Origin of the sequence: Nonomuraea sp. NPDC049504 (assembly GCF_040676845.1) — a bacterium.
GTDB classification, from domain to species: Bacteria; Actinomycetota; Actinomycetes; order Streptosporangiales; family Streptosporangiaceae; genus Nonomuraea; species Nonomuraea salmonea.
Window position 1 is genome coordinate 172,044 of the sequence record NZ_JBFAPT010000013.1, and the last position, 19,782, is coordinate 191,825.

At 69.3% G+C, this 19,782-nt stretch carries 29 protein-coding genes; 4 read left to right on the forward strand and 25 right to left on the reverse strand.

What is annotated here, in order from left to right; all coding sequences use genetic code 11:
• Window positions 1–19: 19 nt before the first annotated feature.
• From AB0K28_RS25215 to AB0K28_RS25295, 17 genes are all read right to left on the reverse strand, one after another.
• Window positions 20–679: a hypothetical protein gene (locus AB0K28_RS25215; protein ID WP_364374393.1), complete on the reverse strand. Its 660-nt coding sequence runs from the start codon at window positions 677–679 to the stop codon at window positions 20–22.
• 48 nt (window positions 680–727) lie between these two features.
• Window positions 728–1,090, reverse strand: a complete 363-nt coding sequence (locus AB0K28_RS25220; protein WP_364374396.1) for a hypothetical protein — start codon at window positions 1,088–1,090, stop codon at window positions 728–730.
• A gap of 64 nt (window positions 1,091–1,154) precedes the next feature.
• Window positions 1,155–1,331 (reverse strand): hypothetical protein, encoded by a 177-nt coding sequence (locus AB0K28_RS25225; protein ID WP_364374399.1) that lies wholly within the window; start codon window positions 1,329–1,331, stop codon window positions 1,155–1,157.
• Complete coding sequence (locus tag AB0K28_RS25230) at window positions 1,328–1,828, reverse strand: hypothetical protein (RefSeq protein WP_364374402.1); 501 nt, start codon at window positions 1,826–1,828, stop codon at window positions 1,328–1,330. Before AB0K28_RS25230 ends, AB0K28_RS25225 begins: the two co-directional genes overlap by 4 nt.
• Window positions 1,825–2,268: a hypothetical protein gene (locus tag AB0K28_RS25235; protein WP_364374405.1), complete on the reverse strand. Its 444-nt coding sequence runs from the start codon at window positions 2,266–2,268 to the stop codon at window positions 1,825–1,827. The genes AB0K28_RS25230 and AB0K28_RS25235 overlap by 4 nt, the downstream gene beginning before the upstream one ends.
• A complete protein-coding gene (locus tag AB0K28_RS25240) occupies window positions 2,265–2,687 on the reverse strand; it encodes a hypothetical protein (protein ID WP_364374408.1) in 423 nt (140 codons plus the stop codon). Before AB0K28_RS25240 ends, AB0K28_RS25235 begins: the two co-directional genes overlap by 4 nt.
• Window positions 2,684–3,418 (reverse strand): protein phosphatase 2C domain-containing protein, encoded by a 735-nt coding sequence (locus AB0K28_RS25245; RefSeq protein ID WP_364374411.1) that lies wholly within the window; start codon window positions 3,416–3,418, stop codon window positions 2,684–2,686. The genes AB0K28_RS25240 and AB0K28_RS25245 overlap by 4 nt, the downstream gene beginning before the upstream one ends.
• An 11-nt stretch (window positions 3,419–3,429) precedes the next feature.
• Entirely contained in the window at window positions 3,430–3,708 is a 279-nt protein-coding gene (locus tag AB0K28_RS25250; protein ID WP_364374414.1) for a hypothetical protein, read from the reverse strand.
• 12 nt (window positions 3,709–3,720) lie between these two features.
• The gene (locus tag AB0K28_RS25255; RefSeq protein WP_364374417.1) at window positions 3,721–4,140 is read right to left on the reverse strand and encodes a hypothetical protein; all 420 of its coding nucleotides are present in this window, start codon (window positions 4,138–4,140) and stop codon (window positions 3,721–3,723) included.
• A gap of 74 nt (window positions 4,141–4,214) precedes the next feature.
• The gene (locus tag AB0K28_RS25260) at window positions 4,215–4,721 is read right to left on the reverse strand and encodes a DUF6011 domain-containing protein (protein ID WP_364374420.1); all 507 of its coding nucleotides are present in this window, start codon (window positions 4,719–4,721) and stop codon (window positions 4,215–4,217) included.
• A gap of 189 nt (window positions 4,722–4,910) precedes the next feature.
• Window positions 4,911–5,534 (reverse strand): hypothetical protein, encoded by a 624-nt coding sequence (locus tag AB0K28_RS25265; RefSeq protein WP_364374423.1) that lies wholly within the window; start codon window positions 5,532–5,534, stop codon window positions 4,911–4,913.
• A 149-nt stretch (window positions 5,535–5,683) separates the two neighbouring features.
• Window positions 5,684–5,995: a hypothetical protein gene (locus AB0K28_RS25270; protein WP_364374426.1), complete on the reverse strand. Its 312-nt coding sequence runs from the start codon at window positions 5,993–5,995 to the stop codon at window positions 5,684–5,686.
• Window positions 5,996–6,067: 72 nt separating this feature from the next.
• Window positions 6,068–6,325, reverse strand: coding sequence for a hypothetical protein (locus AB0K28_RS25275; protein ID WP_364374429.1), 258 nt, complete (start codon window positions 6,323–6,325; stop codon window positions 6,068–6,070).
• Entirely contained in the window at window positions 6,322–6,897 is a 576-nt protein-coding gene (locus AB0K28_RS25280) for a hypothetical protein (RefSeq protein ID WP_364374432.1), read from the reverse strand. Before AB0K28_RS25280 ends, AB0K28_RS25275 begins: the two co-directional genes overlap by 4 nt.
• A gap of 70 nt (window positions 6,898–6,967) precedes the next feature.
• A complete protein-coding gene (locus AB0K28_RS25285) occupies window positions 6,968–7,348 on the reverse strand; it encodes a hypothetical protein (RefSeq protein ID WP_364374435.1) in 381 nt (126 codons plus the stop codon).
• A gap of 270 nt (window positions 7,349–7,618) precedes the next feature.
• Entirely contained in the window at window positions 7,619–7,948 is a 330-nt protein-coding gene (locus tag AB0K28_RS25290) for a hypothetical protein (protein WP_364374438.1), read from the reverse strand.
• The gene (locus AB0K28_RS25295) at window positions 7,945–9,039 is read right to left on the reverse strand and encodes a hypothetical protein (protein ID WP_364374441.1); all 1,095 of its coding nucleotides are present in this window, start codon (window positions 9,037–9,039) and stop codon (window positions 7,945–7,947) included. The genes AB0K28_RS25290 and AB0K28_RS25295 overlap by 4 nt, the downstream gene beginning before the upstream one ends.
• Window positions 9,040–9,460: 421 nt before the next feature.
• Here AB0K28_RS25295 and AB0K28_RS25300 point away from each other — a divergent pair, with 421 nt between their 5' ends.
• The 3 genes from AB0K28_RS25300 (at window position 9,461) to AB0K28_RS25310 (ending at window position 11,631) form a co-directional block, all read left to right on the forward strand.
• Complete coding sequence (locus AB0K28_RS25300; RefSeq protein ID WP_364374444.1) at window positions 9,461–10,714, forward strand: site-specific integrase; 1,254 nt, start codon at window positions 9,461–9,463, stop codon at window positions 10,712–10,714.
• A gap of 201 nt (window positions 10,715–10,915) precedes the next feature.
• On the forward strand, window positions 10,916–11,320 hold the full coding sequence (locus AB0K28_RS25305; protein ID WP_364374447.1) for a hypothetical protein: 405 nt from the start codon (window positions 10,916–10,918) through the stop codon (window positions 11,318–11,320).
• Window positions 11,321–11,433: 113 nt separating this feature from the next.
• Entirely contained in the window at window positions 11,434–11,631 is a 198-nt protein-coding gene (locus AB0K28_RS25310; protein ID WP_345400837.1) for a DUF5708 family protein, read from the forward strand.
• On the opposite strand, the gene AB0K28_RS25315 is transcribed toward AB0K28_RS25310, so the two are convergent.
• From AB0K28_RS25315 to AB0K28_RS25345, 7 genes are all read right to left on the reverse strand, one after another.
• Window positions 11,628–12,320 (reverse strand): phenylalanine--tRNA ligase beta subunit-related protein, encoded by a 693-nt coding sequence (locus AB0K28_RS25315; RefSeq protein ID WP_364374450.1) that lies wholly within the window; start codon window positions 12,318–12,320, stop codon window positions 11,628–11,630. The genes AB0K28_RS25310 and AB0K28_RS25315 overlap by 4 nt on opposite strands.
• Window positions 12,321–12,384: 64 nt before the next feature.
• The gene (locus AB0K28_RS25320) at window positions 12,385–12,909 is read right to left on the reverse strand and encodes a GNAT family N-acetyltransferase (RefSeq protein WP_364374453.1); all 525 of its coding nucleotides are present in this window, start codon (window positions 12,907–12,909) and stop codon (window positions 12,385–12,387) included.
• Window positions 12,910–12,914: 5 nt separating this feature from the next.
• Window positions 12,915–13,679: an amino acid ABC transporter ATP-binding protein gene (locus AB0K28_RS25325; protein WP_364374456.1), complete on the reverse strand. Its 765-nt coding sequence runs from the start codon at window positions 13,677–13,679 to the stop codon at window positions 12,915–12,917.
• Window positions 13,676–14,599 (reverse strand): amino acid ABC transporter permease, encoded by a 924-nt coding sequence (locus AB0K28_RS25330; RefSeq protein ID WP_364374459.1) that lies wholly within the window; start codon window positions 14,597–14,599, stop codon window positions 13,676–13,678. Before AB0K28_RS25330 ends, AB0K28_RS25325 begins: the two co-directional genes overlap by 4 nt.
• A complete protein-coding gene (locus AB0K28_RS25335) occupies window positions 14,596–15,516 on the reverse strand; it encodes an ABC transporter substrate-binding protein (RefSeq protein WP_364374462.1) in 921 nt (306 codons plus the stop codon). The genes AB0K28_RS25330 and AB0K28_RS25335 overlap by 4 nt, the downstream gene beginning before the upstream one ends.
• On the reverse strand, window positions 15,509–16,318 hold the full coding sequence (locus AB0K28_RS25340) for a deaminated glutathione amidase (RefSeq protein WP_364374465.1): 810 nt from the start codon (window positions 16,316–16,318) through the stop codon (window positions 15,509–15,511). Before AB0K28_RS25340 ends, AB0K28_RS25335 begins: the two co-directional genes overlap by 8 nt.
• Window positions 16,315–17,208, reverse strand: coding sequence for a hypothetical protein (locus tag AB0K28_RS25345; RefSeq protein ID WP_364374468.1), 894 nt, complete (start codon window positions 17,206–17,208; stop codon window positions 16,315–16,317). The genes AB0K28_RS25340 and AB0K28_RS25345 overlap by 4 nt, the downstream gene beginning before the upstream one ends.
• Window positions 17,209–17,362: 154 nt before the next feature.
• Here AB0K28_RS25345 and AB0K28_RS25350 point away from each other — a divergent pair, with 154 nt between their 5' ends.
• The gene (locus tag AB0K28_RS25350; RefSeq protein WP_364374471.1) at window positions 17,363–18,712 is read left to right on the forward strand and encodes an aminotransferase class I/II-fold pyridoxal phosphate-dependent enzyme; all 1,350 of its coding nucleotides are present in this window, start codon (window positions 17,363–17,365) and stop codon (window positions 18,710–18,712) included.
• On the opposite strand, the gene AB0K28_RS25355 is transcribed toward AB0K28_RS25350, so the two are convergent.
• Window positions 18,696–19,727 carry a hypothetical protein gene (locus AB0K28_RS25355; protein ID WP_364374474.1) on the reverse strand — a complete coding sequence of 344 codons (1,032 nt, stop codon included), beginning with the start codon at window positions 19,725–19,727 and terminating at the stop codon, window positions 18,696–18,698. The genes AB0K28_RS25350 and AB0K28_RS25355 overlap by 17 nt on opposite strands.
• Window positions 19,728–19,782: the final 55 nt, after the last annotated feature.

Here is a 19,782-nt window from a genome sequence, read left to right on the forward strand (position 1 = left end):
CCGCCCTGCGCGGGGGTGATTACTGCTGGGGGCCGGGCTCGCCGTCCTCGTCGGCGTCTCTGAGCTGGTCCTGCATCAGCTCAAGGACAAGCTCGCGGGGAGGCTTGCCGCCGGGCCGGGGCGTGAACACCGCGCACGTCGGCGGGCACTGCGTGGTGCGGTCCTCGGGGCTGGTCGGGGCGGTGCCGCAGTGCGGGCACTTCACGACGGGCCGGGTCTGGGACACGTCGAACGTGCCGCGCTTCACGTAGTAGCGAGGCCCGCGCTTGGACGACTGCCAGCCGTCCTCGGCCTGCTTCGTCTCTTCGGCGCGCTCCTCCTCGGACTTCTTCCGGCCGATGTGACGGAACGTGAACAGGGACTTCTCCCCCTCGACGACGCACCGGCCCTGGCTCAGCCAGTAGTCGAAGCCGCCGCAGTGGGTGAGCGGGCGCCGCTGGGCGGCCAGCAGCAGGGCGTTCTGCAGCGAGTAGCCGTCGTCGTCGCTGGTGGGGTCGAACTTCCACCCGATGCTCGCGGCGATCGAGCGGAACTGCTCCAGCGCGGCCGGGTTGGCCAGGCACGCCGTGGCGTAAGCGTGCAGGACCTCGCGGGCGGCCGCGCGGCTGGCGGTGTCGCGGTCCTTCATGGCCTGCGTGACCTTGCGCCGCTTGCGCGGCTTCTTCGTGGTGGTCGCCATCGTGGTGTTCCCTTCCATGGGGTTGATTACGGTTCCGCTATCAGCCGATTAGGGGTAGGAAAGCTCGTAGCCGTCCGGCAGAGACACGCTGCGCATGCACTGCTGGCACTCGAAGCCGTCGCGCTCGAAGGAGCCGTCGCCGAGGCTGACCTTGATGACGCCCGGCTCGCTGATGGTTAGGTCGTTGGATCGGGTGGCCACGTCCAGTTCGAGGATCTGGTCGGCGGCGCCGCAGTCGCCGTAGGGGCAGACGAGCTTGCCGTCCTCGACGAGGATGGTCGCCCCGTCGTTCAGCTCGGGGATCACGGCCTCGCAGCACGCGGAGACGATCGTGTCTTCGCGGTCGGCCAGGACGACGACGCCCGAGGTATCGCCGCATTTCGGGCATTCGACTGTCATGCGGTCGCTCACGGGTTCCTCCATTGGTTGCGGTTCCGCTATCGGCCCCACCGCCGCGGTGGGGCCGATACGCGTGTTAGAGACGGACCCAGGTTCCGGCGCGCGGGACCAGGTGCCAGATGGTGTTGGTCGCGGAGTGGCGGGCCTTGATCAGGTTGCCGTGCTCGCGGACGCGCAGGACGACGTACTGCCCGTCCCTGCCCCTGATGACGTCGTCGGCCTTGACCGGCCTGGCGGCTGCGATGAGCGTCACGCCTTCACCTCGGCAGGCGCGGGCTCCATGGGGAGGCCGTACCGCTTGTCGGGCGGGCCGAGAATCACCGTGATGCCCAGTTCGGCGGCGCGGGCGAGCGCGGCCGGCCCGTCACCGGCCCACTCGCGGACCCGCCACTTCCCCCGGGATTGCTCGCACAGTGCGTACTCGCCGTGCAGCTCGTCCCGGTCGCCGTGGCGGCCGAACGCGATGGGACCTTGCGGCCGGTACCGGTCGGTGCCGTCCGGCAGGGTCACCTTGTGGCGGCCGTGCGGCTGGCAGAACGAGCAGGGCCACACGCCCTTGGGGATGTCGAAGATGCCGTTGTATGTGCCGGTCTTCTTGGACAGCACCTCGACGCCCTTGAGCTTCGGGCAGGCCGGGACGTGGAAGTCCACTCCGTGCGCGCCGGGGGCGAGCAGGTAGGTGTGCTCCCCGTCCGGGTCCTGGTAGACGGCGTGGTTGAGCAGGGCCAGCGGTCGGCGGATCGGCTTCACACCGTCACCTCTTCCTCGGCGTGGACGTGCGTGGTGTACGGCTCGCCCACGCTGCCGTCGTCGTATCGGACGACCAGCCGCACCTTCACCTCGTCTTCCGGGCAGATGTCGTGCACCAGCCCGGCGCGGTCACCGCAGACCACGCGCTGGCCGATGCGGAACGCCGACATCCGCTCGCGGTGGCCACGCAGGTAGCGGCCCATCTGGTCGGACCCCACCACCGCCGAGGGGTTCGGCCGGCCCGGGTACTGAATGGCGGCCGCGAACACCGTGCCCGCCTTCAGCGCGACGACGATCTTCCAGTCGTCGCGGGTCAGGATCAGCTCCGAGGTGCCCTCGCTGGCCGGGCCACTCGTGATGGCCCACCCGCACAGGTGCGCCTTCGTGGTGATCATGCTGTGGTTGTTCGGGTTGGCGGCGGGCCGGATTCTTCTAGTCATCGGTTTCCTCTCACGACGGAGTCGGACGCGGCGCGCGCCGCGTCGTAGATGGGGTCGGGCAGGTCACAGGGCGCGCCGCAGTCGCACAAGCCGGTGATGACGACGCCGCCGCGCAGATCGAGCCACCACCGGTTGGAGCCGGGCGGGAAGACGCGGTCGAGCAGCAGACCGGCGATGAGGTTGCGTTCTCTGCCGCCCGGGTGGGCCAGCCGGCCCACGAGGAGCCGCACGTGCGGGTACTCCTCGACCTCGCCGATCTCGGTGTCGGTGTCACCGTCGCCGAGGGTCAGCGCGCTGGACAGGTACCGCTGGTCGAGCCGGTCGCCGTCGTCGGCCAGCAGCAGCGCCACCCGGTCGCCCGGGTTGAGGTCGGTGGTGAGCAGCAGCCCCATGACGGTGGTCGTCGCGATGCTCGTCATGCCGGGCCGCCGTTCTGCTCCTCGCGGAGGAGGTCGATGACGGCGACCGTGGTGTTGTCGCCGCCGCGGCCGCGACTGGCCAAATCGAGCAGCGCGGCCGCGACGTACTCGCCGTCGAGGTCGGGCGTGGCCAGTCGCGACAGCTCGGGCAGCATGGCGTTCACGTGGTCGAGCCGCCCAAGGAGCGGCAGATGCGCGGTCAGTCCGTCCGACGCGAGGATGATGCGGGCGTAGTCGTCGGTGCTGGTGACGAGTCGGTGCGGCCAGGAGCTCCCGCCCTCGTGCTTCTCCTCGACGTTGCACGGCGTCCTGCAGGGGTGACACGACGGTGTGGTCAGGGGGACGACCTTGCCGTCCAGGTGCACCGCCCACGCGGGCGAGTCACCGACCCAGGCGAGGTCCAGACCGCCGTAGGTGATCGCCGCGACGACCGCCGTGGTGATGCCCTCCTGGCCGGGCGGAGCGTCCTCGTTGCGCTGCTGCAGGTAGGTGCGGGCCGCGTGCAGGCCCTGCACCCCGCTGTTGGTGGAGCCAGCGACGGCGGCCGCGATCTGCGCGCTGATGTGGGCAGCGTCGGCCGCGTCGGAGTCGTCACCAGCGCCGTCGCACACCGCGACGGCCAGCGCCCATGCGCCGTCGAGCACGGCGACGTAGTCAGCTTGGGTGTAGCGGCCGTTCTGGATGCTGTCGTAGTGGACGCGGGCGATGCCCGGAAGGTTCATGAGGGGCATGGGGGTTCCTTTCAGTTCTGCCAGCCGTGGTCGGGCAGGGTGTTGAGCAGGCCGATGATGTGGGAGCCGCCGATGGCCTTGCGGTTGGTCATGTTCGGCTGCCACGTCATGGACATCCGCAGCGCGCGTCCCTTGTCGGCGGAGACGACCAACTCGCCGAAGTACATGCCGCGGCTGAGCGGGATGGAGTAGACGCGGCGGTACGGCTCGTCGGGGATGGTCACAGTGAACCCGTCCCTCCGGAGCCGGTTGATGATCTGGAGCGCGGTGCGGTTCGGGGACATGGGCATGGGTTGGTCCTTTCAGATCTTGAGGAGGTTGTCGGCGCCATGCTGCTCGCCGAGACATGGGCAATCGCAGACGTGGCCGCGGGCGGATCGGCAGCGGCCGTCGCACCGCTTGTCGTGGTTGACGCCCTTGCTGGTGTCGAGCTGGGCCCAGCGGAACAGCCGGTTGTGGTCGGGGCAGCGGGGCCGGTCGTCGGCCACGTCGCGGGTCCACCGGGACGGGTCGTGGTACAGCCAGTCGTAGACGTCGAAGAAGGACCACCAGCCGGTGTCCGGCATCCCGGCGTGTTTGGCGACGGGCTTGAGGTAGCTGCCAATGACGCGCTGCGCGCGGTCGCGGTCGTACTCCCGAATGGCGGGGGTGTCCATGACGGCGCGGTGCTTGCAGCCCTTGAAGGGGCATTTGCCGAACATGCGGGTGGTTTCCTGCTCCAACGCTTCCTCCTGGGGGTAGCGGCGGCCCCGAGTTGCGGGGCCGCCGGTGCTGATTGCGGTTGCGCTATCGGCGGTCAGAGGCCGGGGAAGTACTTCTTCTTGCACACCGGCCCGATTCCGTCGTGCACGGACTGGGCGTCGGTGAGGAGCCGGAAGCAGCAGCAGCAGATGCCGTACTGGTGGCCGAATCCGCTGGCGTCGTCAAGGGTGATCCGGTCGTCGGGCGTGAACTGGCTGGGCCGGTAGAGACTGGCGAAGCGGCGGACCTTCTGCCCGACAACGCGGATCTTCTTGACGCGCAGTACGCCGGTGCGGGACTCCTTGATCTCGTAGATGTCGCCGTTCTTCTTGTAGACGCCGGGCTCGATGGTCGCGGCCGGCTCGGCGGGCTTGGGCTTGCGCGGCGCGTTGAGCAGGGTGTCGATGAGGGACGACATGTCGCGGGCGGACGCCTTGTCCTTGGCCAGGCGGATCATGTCGGGGGTGAGCTGGTGGACCCGCTCGTCGAGCAGCTTGTCGAGGAACGCCTTCTGCTTGTCGGTGGCGGGCGTGGGGGCCTTGGTGGCGGTGGCGGTGCTCATGGTGTTTGTCCTCCGAACGCGCGACGGCCCCGCGACGGTGGGTCGCGGGGCCGGTGCCGTGTGTGGATTGCTGTGCCGCTATCGGCTTGTTGGTCTGTTCGTTTCTGAGGTGCTGCTAGCAGCAGCTTAGCACGTGCAGCACACCGACATAGACATATGAGATACCGGCATGATCGCGAATGATCACAATCAGATAACGACGATCTCGACCGGCGTGCCCGGCTCGTCCGCGTACTCGGCAGGCTCCCGGCAATCGACGATCACGCCAGGACACCCGACACCCGCACACCACCACAGACCGTTCCACTCCGGATGGTCCGGCTCGACGAGCGCACCGCCCGGCAGACATGGGTGGAACCCCGCGAACGACGAGATGTTGCCGCAGCTACACGTAATGTCGTCGAACTCGTCCACCGTCACGACGCCCGGCCGCGGCCCGTCCAAACGGCGAACCCGGACAGGCTTGACGATCCGCGACGCCTGATCGCCGCGACGGTAGGACGGGTAGGCGATGACGCCCTCGTACGCCAGCCGGCGGGCCTTTCTGCACTGCGCCGATTCGCACGTCGCGGTCAGGTACGCCCCATCGCAGTCGTACTCGACCGCGCGCGGCCGGGCACGACACCAGGAGCAGGCGGGCACCTCCTCGGCCCTGAGCGGCAGCAGAGTGACAACAAGCTGAAGCCCCGCGAGACGAGCCGCGCGCCTGGAGCGGATCACCCGGTGAACGTCATCGGTGACGATGGGCTCGAACCAGTCCCGGTCTGGGAGCTCCATGCGGTAGCGGCGGGTGGCGGTGGCGACGTATTTCACGTTTCCTCCTACTTTCCGTGATGGCCGGGGGTGTGCGTTACTCTGGGATGCACTGGGACCTCGTCGTGGCGGCGAGGAGTCCGGGGCTTTTCTGTGGTGTTGGTTGGTTTGGATGGCCGGGCCTGTGGCGGGCCCGGCCATCAGCTTGTTCAGCGGTAGTTCGGCATGATGCGCAGGGTCATCGGGTTGACCGGCTCGGCCCACACGCCTTCGGGCAGCGGCATCGGCTCGTACTCGGTCGAGTAGTCGTACTCCGATGTCCCGCCGTGGCCCACCAGGTACGCCCAGTCGGGCACGCTGTACTGCCAGACGATGACGCGGCCGGGGCCGCCATCCCAGCCGGCGTCCATGACCTGGGGTGCGTAGTCGGGGTCGGCGCGGAAGTGCTTGCTGATCGCGTCGGCCACCAGCTGCGCGATCTCGTCGGTGACCTCGGTGACGGTGGCGTGCGTGCTGACCATGAGCGTTTTCCTCCTGAGACGAGAAGGCTCCGCGACCCGCCTCGGGCCGTGGAGCCGATTTCAATTCCGCTATCAGCCCATGCGGGCGGCATACATGGCGTCCCACAGCGAGATGTCGCCGGTCATCGCGAGATAGATCGCCTCGTTGGCCATCGCGCGGCCCCAGCGCTGCGTCTCCAGGACCTTGATCAGGGCCTCGCGCACGTCGCCGTAGGCGCCGCCCTGCGAGACGGCCAACCGCTGATCGTCGGCCCGGTTGAGCAGCCGCAGCGTCTCCAGCAGGTGCTCGGCGATGGCCCGGGTGCTGGTGTCCAGCGTCGGCGCGGTCACAGCTGGCCGTCCATGTACGCGACGGCCTCGGCGATGCCCTTGCCGGTCGCCAGCGCGTGGCCGATGGACTCGATCGCCAGCTCGCGCTCAACGGACTGGGTGCCGAGAAGCGTGATGAGCGCCTCGCGGATCTCGGCGTAGGTGGGCGCGAAGTGCTCGCCGTACTCGACCTTCAGCGCGGCCGCCCGCCGGAGTCCGGTGAGCAGGTGGTCAGCGAGCCGGACCGGCGCGGGGTGCCGCGGCATCGTGTCGGGCTCGCCGAACTGCTCGATCACGCGCCCGACCACCCACGCCTGATCCCTTCCGGTCAGGTCGTCGAACTTGGCGGTCTCCCACGAGTACGGCGTGAAGCCCTGCTCACGCGTGTACTCGTCGGACAGCTCGTCGAACCAGAAGCTGGCCATGTCGCGGACGTTCGCCTCGTTGACCTCGATCTGCTCCGGGGCGGCGGCCGGCTTGGTCAGCATCCGGGCGACGGTGTGGAGGATCTGGGTGGTGGTGGCTCCCGCGTCGCGGACTTCCATCGCGGCGGCCCGGAGTTCGGCGCGGGAGCGGGTGATCATGGCGTTCATGTCGGTTCTCCTTGTGGTGGAAATGCGGCGGCCCCGCGTTGGCGGGGCCGCTCGGGGTGATGTGTGGTCGTCAGTCCTGGACGGTGATCTCTGATAGCAGTTCCGCTATCGGCTTGTCGTGCTCGTCGGTGCGGTCGCACATGTTGCACGCGGCGACGAACGCGGAGGTGATGACGTTCGCGGTGACGGGTGCGGGCAGTTCGTCGTAGGTGACGCCGGTGTCGAGGTCGATGCCGAGCGTGTCAGCTCCCTCGACGGCCCGGTAGTGGGCGACGCAGTAGACGCGGTCGGTGGCCTCCTGGAGGAGGTCGTCCCAGGTGTCGTTGACGCGGGATTCGGCAGCGTTGGCGGCTGCGGACCAGGCGAGCGCGTCGAGTTGGTGGGTGGTGGTTGCGCCTGCTCGGCGTGCGCCGAGCAGCACGTTGTACGGGGCCGGGATTGTGGCGATCACGGCGTTCCTTCCGTATTTCGGCTGGTCAGTGGTGCTTTCGTGTGGTGCTTGATCTTCAAGCTAACACACATAAGAGAGGTATATGTACATGAGGGATACCAGCGAACGTTTCCACTGATCACAATTCGGTTACCGTCTCAGACGCACCGAGAGCGGAAGAACACGCGTGACGCGTCCGACGTATCAGACGCTTGGTAAAAGCGTCTCTGCGTCGATCTGACGCGCGCACAGCAGCATTTCCGGACGCTCACCGCTCCCCCGTCCCCGGCTTTACGCCGTAGATTCGTTTTTGTCGTTCTGTCGGGCTGCGCTCTCGGCGCGGGCCCGCATCCGCGCCCGCGCCAGCGACACCCGCCGCCGCTCCTCCTCCACGTCCACCCCCGCCTCCACCGCCGGCGGCGATACCTCGACGAGCCGGGGCTGCGCCTCGATCGCCTCCCCCACCTGCTGGTCGATCGAGGCCCACCACCACTTGTCCGCCACCCGGCGCGGCCGCGCAGCCTCCTGCTCCCGCGCGCGCATCGCTCGCGCGGCCGCAGGTGACGAGCGCGCCAGCAGCTCCCGCGCCCGCCGCGCCTGCTCGGCGTACGACTCGCTCAAGACCCCAACCTCCTCATCAGCTCGGCCTCCTCCTGCAGCCGCTTCGCCTCCATCGCCGCACGTACAGCGCGGTAAGCCGCGTTCGGACCGGGCGCGCCGACCACGTCCACCACAGGCGGCGGCGCAAGCGCTTCCGCCCTGCTCAACCTCTGCGGCACCTCCCTGGGACCGCCAGCGCGACGAGCCTCCATCTCCTCAAACCACGCCCGCAGCGCCTTCTGCTCCGCGCGGAGCTCGGCGGCCGCGGCCTCGAGGCGCTGCGACTTGCCGGGCAGGGGCCGGCCGTGCTCGTCGAGCCATGCAGCGAGCCGGAACCGCACCCAGCCGGGAACGTTGCGGAGCTGGCCGCGGCTGGTCCAGGTGTAGGTCCAGGCAGATCCGTCCGGCTTGTGGTCCAGGGCGTGCAGCACGTCGGCGGCCGTCCACCCAGCAGCGACGAAGGACCTGGTCAGGTGCCGGATGTACCACGGCGACAGGCGCCGCAGCGTGGTGCTGGTGTCGTGGATCTTCTGGGCGACCTGGAGCGCGTGCTTGCGGGTCCCCGGCGTGGCGGCGGCCTCGTTCGTCGTCGAGATTCGGTTCCGGCGGCGCGAAGATGATCTTTCCTCGCGCGCGTGCGTAGGACCTTCATTGACTCTCCTAGGGAGAGTCAATGAAGGGGGTTCAGTTGTCGTTTTGTCGGTGCACAAGTCGCGTTCGTCCAGCTCCGGAGCAGCGATGCACAACACCCAGACCGCCGCACGGTTCCCCATGCCGTCGTCGAGGTGGCCGAACTGGTTACCTCTGCGGAACCGGTTCGTTGTGCCCTCTTCCACGACGCCGAGGAACCTGCGCTCGCGCAGCCACCTGATCCAGCGCTTCACGGTGGACAGCGCCAGGTCGAGATCGTCAGCGATGCGCTGCTCGGTCGGGCGGGTCGTCATGGCCGTCCAGTCGGCCCAGTTGGCCAGCTCGGCCGCGATCTCGGTGAGGTTCCGGTAGGCGTGGCACTTCAGTGCGAGCGCGTCGGGGTGCTCCTTGACAGCTCGGAGAAAGTCACGCTGCGAGGAGGCACGCCGCATCCCATCGGGGACGGCGGACAGGACGGCCATGCGGGACGGGGTACGCGTTTTCTGTGAGTCGTTCGGCCGGGCAGCGGCCCGCACGGGCGGGCGCGGCGGGGCGAACGCATGGCGAGGTGATATCTTCGGCTCCACGCATTTCGAGCACCCACCCGATCGGCTCGCCAGGGCGACCAACCTTCTTGAGCCGTCAGGGGATGCGGGTGTTTGGATGAGGTGAAAGGCGCTCTCCGCTTCGGCGGGGGGCGCCTTTTTCGTTGTCTAGCGGGCGGCTCCTGTGGGGCGGGCGGGCGTCGCGCGGTGAGGGCTATGTCGCTGCCATGCCGGTGGTCTTCTCGTGTACAAATGATAGAACTAGACGCATCTAACGCGTCAGACACACCATAGCGCGATGTCTGCGCAAGCACGAGACGCGTTAGCGAAGATCATCAAGCCCCTCAGGAGAACAGCCATGGCCCACGTCAAGGACCTGTGGTTCAAGTCCGTGAACACGCCGGGCGGCAAGCCACAGCGCGTGCCGACCAAGCGGAACGGGAAGGGAAAGCGCTGGTTAGCCGTCTGGATCGACCTCGACGGACGGCAGCAGACGAAGGCCTTCGCCAAGAAAACCGACGCCGAACGGCACCTCAACCTCATGGAGGCCGACAAGGCGCGAGGTAACTACATCGACCCAAACGGAGCCAAGACGATCCTGTCCGTCCTCGCCAAGACCTGGCTGGAGTCACACACAGCAGACCCGTCCACCCGCACGATCTATGAGGGCTACTGGCGGGTGCACATCGCGCCCAGGTTCGGCGGCCGCGAAATCGGCGCAATCCGGCCGAGCGACATCCGGGCCTGGCTGAAACAGCTCGAAAGGAAGTTGGCGCCGAGCACGGCCGGCCGTGTGCTGGCGCTCCTCGATCAGCTCCTGGGAAGCGCCGTGGAGGACGGGCTGATCAGCAAAAATCCGTGTGCGGCGAAAACCGTGAAGGCACCCGAGCTGCCGAAGCGGAAGATAAGACCGTGGCCCAGAGAGCGCGTGCTGGCGGTGAGAGACGCACTGCCTGAGCGGTACCGCATCCTGGCCACCCTCGGCGCAGGCTGCGGCCTACGGCAGGGCGAGATCTTCGGGCTCGCAGTGGACGACGTGGACGTTGCCGAGGGCGTCGTCCACGTGCGGCAGCAGGTCAAGCAGATTAGGGGCCGCCTGATCTTCGGTCTGCCCAAGCACGACTACGAACGAGACATCCCCCTCCCGGCGTCGGTCGCCGCGGCCGTCGAGGAACACCTGGAGCTGTTCCCGGCCCGGGAGGTCACCCTGCCGTGGGAGGAGGTGGACGGCGAGCCCAGAACCTTCCGGCTGATCCTTACCAGCCGGGAGTCCAAGCCGCTGAACCGCAACTACATCAACGAGTACGTCTGGAAGCGCACCCTTGAACGGTTGGGCATCATCCCGAAGGTCCGGCCGAAGATGAAGGAGACCGGTCGGCGCGACCAGTCCGTCCGCGAGTACGGCATGCACGCGCTGCGCCACTACTACGCCAGCGTGCTTCTCGACGCCGGCGAGTCCATCAAGGCGCTGGCCGAATACCTCGGGCACCAGGACCCAGGGTTCACGCTCCGGACGTACACGCACCTGCTGCCGGGAAGCGTAGGCCGCACGCGAAAGGCGATCGACGAGGCGTTCGGCGCCGAAGATCTGGGTGAAGAAACAGAGGAGTAACACAGCCCTTAACGATCAAGGATTCGCCAGGTCGGACGTCTGCATATGTCACACCTACGACGTGTAAACACGCGGCTTCTCAGAACGGCCCGGCATCGCTTCCCGATGCCGGGCCTTTCTCGTGTCGCGGAAACGCCGCGGAAACAGGCCGTCCCTTCTCCTGTCCTGTGGAACGTCCGAACAGGCAGGAAAGGGAATCGCATGGCATTCACCAGGTCGGCCACCGTCACCACCGCCACCGCCGTCACCGCCCTCATCGCCGCCGCCACCCTCACCCTCATCACGCCGGCGACCTCCTTCGCCGTGGCGAGCTCATCCGCGGCGAGTTCGTCCGCGACGAGCTCATCCGCGACGGCGGCGAAGCAGGCCGCGGCGGTCATCTGCCCGATGGAGGTCGTCAGGAGCACCCGGCGCCACTTCCCGACGAAGACCGGGTGGGGCTGGAGCAACTTCTTCAGGAAGGGCAGCACGGTCAGGGTCTACCAGGGCGAGACCCGTAAGATCGCCGACGGGCTCGTGGTCGTGAAGACGACGACGGTGGTGGGCGACACGCGCTTCTGGGTGGACCAGCGCGACATCACCCGGGCCGGCGCCTGCATGTCCTAGCCGCGCGGGTCAGCCGAAAGATGTAGGGCGATCTCCCACAGCGGCAGGAGGCCGCGCGGACGGTGCCTGACTAGGCTTTTCGCCAAGATCCGTACGCGATGCAAGGACTGCCCATGGCTTCTGCCCGGAAGACACTGTTCACCGGTTCGCTCACCTTCGTGGTGGGGCTGGCGCTCTGGTTGTTCGGGCTCGATGAGGAGATCGTCATCTTCACCCCGTCCAAGATCGGCGTCGTCCTGATGGTCCTCGGCGGCCTGGAGACCCTGTACGGGGTCTACAAGCTCAAACGGCCCGAGGACGCCGCCGGCTAGGCGGTGAAGGCCGGGGAGGTCGGCGTGAGGAGGGCCGATTTCGGGGTGAGGGCCCAGAGGGTGGTGAGTTCGGTCGTCAGTGTGGACAGCAGATCAGTCAGGTCGGCTTCGGCCGTTTCGTGCAGGGCTTCGGCGATGATCAGGGCGTTCGAGGTCTCGTCGCGGACGGCCGACAGGCCGCTCTGGCGGTTGGTCCAGCGGCGGGCGTGGGCGCGGCCCTCGGCGTCGGCGAAGACGACCTCGCCGGCGGGCGGGTGCTCCGTCTCGCCGGCGAAGGTGAGGTATGTTTCGTCGCCCTTGGCGTAGCGGACCTCGATGGAGCCGGCGATCTTGGAGACGTCGAAGACCGCGATCGGGACGGCGTACGCGATCGACAGGGCGTTGCACAGGTCGATCAGGGGGTGGAGGGACGGAAGCGCGCCCTCCTTCCTGAAGCGGCGCAGCAGCGACTCCGACGCGCACCTGTACTGCGTGGGCTTGAGCCCCATGCGGGAGAAGGCGCGCCGCCACGCCTGGATCTCCGGCAGGTCGCTCTCGGAGGCGGTGGCGAGCCTGGCGGCGGCCCGTTCGGTGTATGCCACTACGCGGTCCTGTACGGAGACGTCCGGCGTGATGCCTTCGGCGTACAGGGCCATGGGGACGAGGGCCGGGAAGTCGGTCCAGATGGCGGCTGAATGCTGCAAGCGCATCGGTCCTCATTCCGCTGGAAGGCTGCCGGGGTCGTTTCCCGGCAGCCTATAGCGGGGCCGCGCGTTATCGGTGCAGGCGGTACAGGACGTGGCGGAGGATGGGGCTGTCCTTCGGGAGCCTGGGGTGGTCGAAGTCCTCGGCCGGGTCGCGGGTCATGCCGAGGCGTTCCATGACCGAGCGCGAGCGCCGGTTCTGGACGGCCGTCATCGAGATGATGGCGTCCAGCCCGGCCTCTTCGAAGGCGTAGCGGGCGGCGCGCCTGGCGGCCTCGATGGCGTAGCCGTGGCCCCAGGCGGAGCGGGTCAGCCGCCAGCCGATCTCGACGGCGGGCAGGAAGGGCACGTCGAAGGTCTGCAGCGCCAGCCCGGTGAACCCGATGAACCGGCCGCTGTCACGCACTTCGAGCGCCCAGAGCGAGTAGCCGCGCTCGTCGAACTGCCGCTCGATCCGATCCACGAAGGCGTCGCTCTCCTCGCGGGTCATCAGGGCGGGGAAGAGCTCCATGACCTCGGGGTCGGCGTTCATGGCGGCGAAGGGTTCTTTGTCCTCCTCGCGCCATCGGCGCATGATCAACCGTTCTGTCTCCATCCGATCTACAGTACGCGGCTGAGGAACGCCTTGGTCCGCTCGCTGGCGGGGTTGTCCAGCACCTCGGCGGGGGTGCCGGACTCGACGACCACTCCCCCGTCCATGAACACCACCCGGTCGGCCACCTCGCGGGCGAAGCCGATCTCGTGGGTCACCACGATCATGGTGAGCCCGTCCTCGGCGAGGCCCTTCATGGTGGCCAGCACCTCGCCGACCAGCTCGGGGTCGAGGGCGCTGGTGGGCTCGTCGAACAGCATGAGCTTGGGCCGCATGGCCAGGGCCCTGGCGATCGCGACGCGCTGCTGCTGGCCTCCGGAGAGCTGGCGGGGGTAGCTGCCCGCCTTGTCCTCCAGGCCGACGCGGCGCAGCAGCGCGTGCGCGCGTTCCCTGGCCTGCTCGCGCGGCTCGCGGCGGACGCCGACGGGGGCCTCCATGACGTTCTGCAGCACGGTCATGTGCGGGAAGAGGTTGAACTGCTGGAAGACCATGCCGATCTCCCTGCGTTGCCGGGTGATGTCGCGCTTGCGCAGGTGGCGGACCTTGCCGGCGCGCGCCTCGAAGCCGATCAGCTCGCCGTCCACGTGGATGGCGCCGCCGTCGATGGTCTCCAGGTGGTTGACGCAGCGCAGGAACGTGGACTTGCCGGAGCCGGACGGCCCGAGGACGACGACGACCTCGCCGGCCTGGACGTCGAGGTCGATGCCCTTGAGCACCTCCAGGTGGCCGAAGTGCTTGCGTACGGCGCGGGCGTGCACCATGGGCATGCTCATGAGGACACCTCCGTGGGATCAGCCGCAGGACGGCGGCGGCGGAAGGTCGCGAAGGCCCAGAAGCTCTGCGGCGCGTTCCTGGTGGCGCCGCGCGCGTAGTGACGCTCGATGAACGACTGGCCGACGTACAGGATCGAGGTGATGATCAGGTACCAGACGCACGCGACGATCAGCAGCGGGATGGTCTGGAAGGTGCGGTTGTAGATGGACTGCACGGTGTAGAGCAGGTCGGCCAGCGCGATGACGCTCACCAGCGAGGTCGCCTTGAGCATGCTGATGACCTGGCTGCCGGTGGGCGGGATGATGAAGCGCATGGCCTGGGGCAGCACGATGCGGCGGAAGGTGCGGCCGTCGCTCATGCCGAGCGCGGCGGCGGCCTCGCCCTGGCCGGGGTCGACGGACATGAGGCCGCCGCGGATGATCTCGGCCATGTACGCGCCCTCGTTCAGCCCGAGCCCGAGGATGGCGGCCAGGAGGGGCGTGATGAGCACGTTGGTGTCGGCGGTGACGAACTCGGGCCCGAACGGGATGCCGAAGGAGATCTCCGGCAGCAGGTACGACAGGTTGTACCAGAGCACGAGCTGCACCAGCACCGGCGTGCCGCGGAAGAACCAGACGTAGAGCCCGCAGGCGGCGCGGGCGACGGGGTTCTCCGACAGGCGGCCGACGGCCAGCAGCACGCCCAGCGTCACGCCGACCGTCATGGCGATGACGGTGAGCAGCAGCGTGGTGAAGATGCCCTGGCCGATGATCTGCGCGTTGACGTAGCTGCCGACGACGTCCCACTGGAAGTTGGGGTTGGTGACCAGCAGGCTGACGAGCTGGGCGGCGAGGACGAGCAGGACGACCGAGGCGACCCAGCGCAGCGGATGGCGGGTGCGCGCGGCGCCCGCGACGTCGATCTCGGGGGGCTGAGTCATGATTTCGCCAGGTTGATTCCGGCCTGGTCCAGCTTGTTGTCGCTGGTCTTCCACCTGGCCATGATCCGGTCGTAGGTGCCGTTGTCCATGAGCTGCTGGAAGGCGTCCTTGAGCACGTCACGCAGCGGCGAGTCCTTGGCCACGACGGCGCCCTGGTAGAGGTCGTCGAAGCCGTTGGGCTGGCCCTTGCCGGCCAGCTCCAGCTTGCCGCCGGCCTGGTCGACGAAGTACGTGAGCGGCGCCTGCGAGGAGAAGAACGCGTCCGCGCGGCCCGAGCTGACGGCCAGCACGGAGGTCGGCTGGTCCTTGTACGACTGCACCGTGATCTTCGGCTTGCCCTCCTTGACGCAGGCCGCCGACTGTCCCTTGATCACCGCCTCGGCGGAGCCGCCGGCCATGACGGAGATCTTCAGCCCGCAGGTGTCGGCCACCGAGCCGATGCCGTCGGGGTTGCCCTTGGGCACGGCGAAGACGACGTACTCCTTGACCCAGTCGATGAAGTCGTTGGCCTTCTGCCGGTCGGGGAAGTCGCCGACGGGGCCGATGGCGAAGTCGTAGCGGCCGGAGGCGATGCCGGTCAGCGAGCTGGGCAGGCCGTCCACGGTGACGTGCTCGATCTTGACGCCGAGCACCTGGCCGAGCGCGTCGGCCATGTCGGCGGCGGCGCCGGTCAGCGACCTGCCGTCGGGGCCGGCGATCTCGTACGGCGGAAACGAGCCGTTGTTGACCGAGATCAGCTTGCCGGCCTGCTTCACCTTGTCGGGCAGCCGGTCGTGCAGGGCCTGGTCCTTGGTCTGGGCGGCGGCGGAGGACTGTCCCGTGGGCTCCAGCACGCCCTCGGCCTCCGGGGGGTTGGCGCCGCAGCCGACCAGCAGGAGTGCGGCGGTGGCGAGCAGCGCGGTCGCGTGCTTAGGCATGCGGCTCCAATCGCGGGTCCACGGCGAAGCGCCGGTTCTCGAGGACGGGCAGCGTCGTGCGGGCGGCTTCCAGCTCGGCGGCGGAGGCGTCGGACCACAGCAGGCCGGGCGCGTCGCCGAGGCGGGCCCTGGTGATGCCGAGCGGGTCGACGATCATGCTGGCGCCGATGTTGCGGCGGCCGCACTCGCCGGACGCGGCGACGTAGCAGGTGTTCTCCAGGGCGCGGGCGGTGACCATGACCTCCCAGTGCCATTCCTTGGCCGGGCCGCGCACCCATGCGGCGGGCAGCGCGAGCACCTGGGCGCCCTGGTCGGCGAGCAGTCGCGCCATCTCGGGGAAGCGCACGTCGTAGCAGGTCATCAGGCCGACCTTCCAGCCGGCGACGTCGATGACGACGGGCGCGTTCGCGCCGGGGACGACGTTGTCGGACTCGCGGCGGCCGAAGGCGTCGTACAGGTGGAGCTTGACGTACGTGCCGACGATCTCGCCGTCCCTGGCGGCGACGAGCACGTTGGAGACGCGGCCGTCGGGGGCGGGCACGTGCACGCCGGCGATGACGGTGGTGGACGAGCCGCGGGTGTGCTCGGCCAGGCCGGTGACGAACGGGCCGTCCAGGGGCTGGGCGGCCTCGCGGATGCGTACGGGCTCGTCCACGAAGAGCGCGAGCGCGCCCTCGGGCAGCACGAGCAGGTCGGCTCCGCCGGCGACGGCGCCGTCGATCAGCTCCTTGCAGGTCTTGAGGTTGGCGGTCCAGTCCTCGGCCGAGGCGAACTGGCCCACGGCGATTCTCAGGTCGGTCATGCGGCGAAGACCTCCTCGGCTTCGATGCGGCGGTTCGCGATGCCCTGGGCGTGCAGTTCGGTGCAGAACGCGGCGACCATGGCGGCGTTGGGGGCGGCGCCGTACGGCATCCAGTCGGCGCCGAAGGTGGCGGCCGTGCCGGTGAGGTCGGCGAGCAGCCACGGCGTGGTGTCGGCGAGCAGGCGGCGGCGGGCCAGCCAGTGCCGCTTGGAGCGCTCGAACAGCTCCGTGACGGCCTGCGGCAGCCACGGGTTCCGCTCGACGCTCTCACGCTTGAGCGTCACCAGGTGGATGCCGGGCACGAAGCCGGTCTGCCGGTAGTAGGCCAGCTCGGCGGCGCGGTGGTCGGTCAGCAGGTGGCGGAAGCGGCTGTCCGGGGTGAAGAACTCCTCCGGCATGAACGGAGTCATGATGGCGTCGTAGCGGCCCTCGGCGAGCCCTTCGGCCAGGCCGTCGTCGGTGAGCGAGACGTTGTCGGGGAACGGCACGGGGCCGACGCGGTCCTTGCCGGTCTCGCCCGCGACGAGCGGGCCGACCGTCCAGGTGACGCCGGTCAGGTCCACGCCCTCGGCGCGCAGCAGGGCGCGGGTCCAGGTGTTGCCGGAGTCGGGCCAGCCGGTGAGCCCGATGCGGGCGCCCTTCAGCTGGCCGAGCGCGGTCAGGTCGCTGTCGCGGCGGACGAGCACGCAGCGGTGGCGGAACCCGCGCATCACGAACACGGGCAGGCCCACGAGCCGGTCGTCGCCCGCGGCGCGGCCGAGCACGTAGCGGCTGAAGGAGGTCTCGCCGCCGTCCAGTCCCGGCTCGCTGAGCACGTCCGGCGTGACGGCCCTGGAGTCGAGGTCCAGCTCGAACCCCTCGGCCCGGACGGCGCCGGTGACGATCGGCACGAGATGGTCCCAATCTCGCAGCGCAAGGCGAACGGTCGCCACAAATCCCCCAAACAGTACGTACTTGCCGTTAATAGCCACAGACCATATGTTCAGCGGAGCAGACTGCACAAGAAGATCTTTGTTGCTGAACAAAGATTTACAGGGGGACAAAGTGGACGCCGCTTGGCTGGCGCAGCGCATCGGGGACCCGAGCGCACGGGGTATCGCCGCCGCCCTGACCGACCTCATCAGAGAGGGGACGGTGACGGCGCAGACGCGCCTGCCCACGGTCCGCGGCCTGGCCAGAGAGCTGGGCGTCAGCTCGGGAACGGTCGCGGAGGCCTGGTCCGAGCTGCGCAGGCACGGCATGATCAGGACCGACCGGCGGCGCGGCACGGTGGTGCTGGGCCCGCCCGACGTGCCGCGCCCCATCCGGTACGAGCGCCTCGGCCACTGGGGCGACCGCCTGGCCATCGACCTGACCATCGCCTCCCCCGACACGGCGCTGCTGCCGCCGCTGGAGGCCGCGCTGGCCGCCGCCGCCCGCACCGACGGGCTCAACGACTACGCCCGCGCGACGATCACCCCGCGCCTGCGCGCCGCCGTGGAGCCCACCTGGCCGTTCGAGGCGCAGAGCTGGCTCGCGGTCGGCGGCGGGTACGAGGCCGTGCATCTGCTCTGCCAGACTGCGGCGCTGCCCGGCGACCGCATCGCCATCGAGGAGCCGACCGGGGCGCGGCTGCTGGACATCCTGGAGACGATCGGCGTCCAGATCGTCCCGGTCGCCTGCGACGAGGAGGGGCCGCTGCCCGCCGCGCTGGCCAAGGCGCTCAAGGCGCGGCCGGTGGCGTTCGTCTACCAGCCGCGGGGGCAGTCGCCGTGCGGGCACGCGGTCACGCCGGAGCGTTCGGCGGAGCTGGCGGCGCTGCTGGAGCCCGCCAAGACGCTCATCGTGGAGGACGACGGCATCGGCGAGCTGTCGGTGTCGCCGATGGTCAGCATGGGGACGCGCTTTCCCGGCCGTACGGTGCTGGTCCGGTCGTACTCCAAGTCGCACGGCCCCGACCTGCGCATCGCGGTCATCGGCGGCGCGGCCGACGCGGTCGAGCGGGTCCGGGTGCTGCGCAGCTTCGGCACCGGCTGGACCAGCAGGATCCTCCAGGACGCGCTGGCCCACCTGCTCGCCGACCCGGACGTGGAAGCGCGCGTGGCGCACGCCCGCGAGGTCTACGCGGGGCGGCGCGCGCGGCTGGCCGCGGAGCTGGCGGCGCGCGGCGTGCGCACCGGCGGCGGCGACGGGCTGGTGCTCTGGGTGCCGGTACGCGACGAGCCCGCCGCCCTGGTCACGCTGGCCGCGCACGGCATCTCGGTCGCCCCCGGCAGCCGGTACGTCATCGACCAGGCCGCCCGGCCCCACCTGCGCCTGGCGACGGCCCGGCTCACCGACGATCCGGCGGAGCTGGCCGAGCTGGCCGACGTCGTCGCGCTGGCCGCCGGGCGCGGGGTCAGCGCCGCGACCTGACGCCGGTGATGCGGCGCAGCACGTCCCACCAGAAGGGCGCGCCGAACAGCAGCGCCACGTACGTCAGCAGGAAGCCCGGCCAGTGGCTGGGCGCGCTGACCCGCTCCCACCAGGCGGCGCCGTTCCAGCGCACGCCGGGCTCGCCCTCGGCCGGGATCGAGATGCTGACCAGCGCCTGGCCCATCAGCTTGACCAGCGCGGGCTGGCTGAGCGTCTCGGTGACGCACGGCACCGGGTCGCCGCCCGTGCACAGCTGCTTCAGCTCGTCGTACGCGCCCTGCCCCGTCCCCGCCACGGCGGTCACCGAGGCGCGGTAGGCGTTGTCGCGCAGCAGCGTCTTGGCGTACTCCAGCCCGTCCATGCTGAACAGCAGCGTCACCGCGACGCCCAGCGCGGCCACGACCCACTTGACGTAGCGCCTGTAGAGCATCGACAGGCGCTGCATCTCGCCGTCGAACCAGGTCTCGACGCCGCGCCTGAACCGGTCGAGGTCGCCCTGCGCGGCCTCCCAGACGCCTTTGAGATGGCCGTAGAGCGGGCTGTTCATCTGCCTGAGCCGGGCCAGGAAGCCTTCGACGTCGCCGTTCTCGGCCGTCAGCTCCATGACGGCCACCGCGAACCTGGCGGGCGGGATCTCGGCGATGCTCGTCCTGCCCCGCTTGGCGTGGTCGATCTCCCTGACCCGCTCGTACAGCAGGTTGATCATGGAGGCGCCGGTGCCCGCCTCGGGGAGCTCGCCGGCGCTGGCGGGCGCGGGCCTGTCGTCGTGGACGGGCCGCGGGTCGCGGGCGAACGGCATCGCCCTGAACACGTCGAGCACCTTGGCGGGCAGCCACGAGCCCTTGGGGCCCGCGCCGTCCATGGTGTCCCTGAGGTAGGCCCACAGGAACTTGCTGCGGATGGACAGCACCCGCACGGCGGCCTCGTTGAGCCCGCTCACCAGCAGCGACAGCAGCAGGAACGCCACGACCAGGCCGAGGGCGAGGTCCACGTAAACGGATAACACGGCCGCCATGAAACACCCCTGGGCGTGACAGCGCAATGACGCAGCGCATCAAAAGTCACGTCAT

Excerpts from the sequence above, each read along its gene's own strand:
- AB0K28_RS25215 (WP_364374393.1), bottom strand. The coding sequence starts at position 679 with ATGGCGACCACCACGAAGAAGCCGCGCAAGCGGCGCAAGGTCACGCAG.
- AB0K28_RS25235 (WP_364374405.1), bottom strand. The coding sequence starts at position 2,268 with ATGACTAGAAGAATCCGGCCCGCCGCCAACCCGAACAACCACAGCATG.
- AB0K28_RS25240 (WP_364374408.1), bottom strand. The coding sequence starts at position 2,687 with ATGACGAGCATCGCGACGACCACCGTCATGGGGCTGCTGCTCACCACC.
- AB0K28_RS25245 (WP_364374411.1), bottom strand. The coding sequence starts at position 3,418 with ATGCCCCTCATGAACCTTCCGGGCATCGCCCGCGTCCACTACGACAGC.
- AB0K28_RS25250 (WP_364374414.1), bottom strand. The coding sequence starts at position 3,708 with ATGCCCATGTCCCCGAACCGCACCGCGCTCCAGATCATCAACCGGCTC.
- AB0K28_RS25260 (WP_364374420.1), bottom strand. The coding sequence starts at position 4,721 with ATGAGCACCGCCACCGCCACCAAGGCCCCCACGCCCGCCACCGACAAG.
- AB0K28_RS25270 (WP_364374426.1), bottom strand. The coding sequence starts at position 5,995 with ATGGTCAGCACGCACGCCACCGTCACCGAGGTCACCGACGAGATCGCG.
- AB0K28_RS25280 (WP_364374432.1), bottom strand. The coding sequence starts at position 6,897 with ATGAACGCCATGATCACCCGCTCCCGCGCCGAACTCCGGGCCGCCGCG.
- AB0K28_RS25295 (WP_364374441.1), bottom strand. The coding sequence starts at position 9,039 with ATGGCCGTCCTGTCCGCCGTCCCCGATGGGATGCGGCGTGCCTCCTCG.
- AB0K28_RS25300 (WP_364374444.1), top strand. The coding sequence starts at position 9,461 with ATGGCCCACGTCAAGGACCTGTGGTTCAAGTCCGTGAACACGCCGGGC.
- AB0K28_RS25305 (WP_364374447.1), top strand. The coding sequence starts at position 10,916 with ATGGCATTCACCAGGTCGGCCACCGTCACCACCGCCACCGCCGTCACC.
- AB0K28_RS25310 (WP_345400837.1), top strand. The coding sequence starts at position 11,434 with ATGGCTTCTGCCCGGAAGACACTGTTCACCGGTTCGCTCACCTTCGTG.
- AB0K28_RS25315 (WP_364374450.1), bottom strand. The coding sequence starts at position 12,320 with ATGCGCTTGCAGCATTCAGCCGCCATCTGGACCGACTTCCCGGCCCTC.
- AB0K28_RS25320 (WP_364374453.1), bottom strand. The coding sequence starts at position 12,909 with ATGGAGACAGAACGGTTGATCATGCGCCGATGGCGCGAGGAGGACAAA.
- AB0K28_RS25325 (WP_364374456.1), bottom strand. The coding sequence starts at position 13,679 with ATGAGCATGCCCATGGTGCACGCCCGCGCCGTACGCAAGCACTTCGGC.
- AB0K28_RS25330 (WP_364374459.1), bottom strand. The coding sequence starts at position 14,599 with ATGACTCAGCCCCCCGAGATCGACGTCGCGGGCGCCGCGCGCACCCGC.
- AB0K28_RS25335 (WP_364374462.1), bottom strand. The coding sequence starts at position 15,516 with ATGCCTAAGCACGCGACCGCGCTGCTCGCCACCGCCGCACTCCTGCTG.
- AB0K28_RS25340 (WP_364374465.1), bottom strand. The coding sequence starts at position 16,318 with ATGACCGACCTGAGAATCGCCGTGGGCCAGTTCGCCTCGGCCGAGGAC.
- AB0K28_RS25355 (WP_364374474.1), bottom strand. The coding sequence starts at position 19,727 with ATGGCGGCCGTGTTATCCGTTTACGTGGACCTCGCCCTCGGCCTGGTC.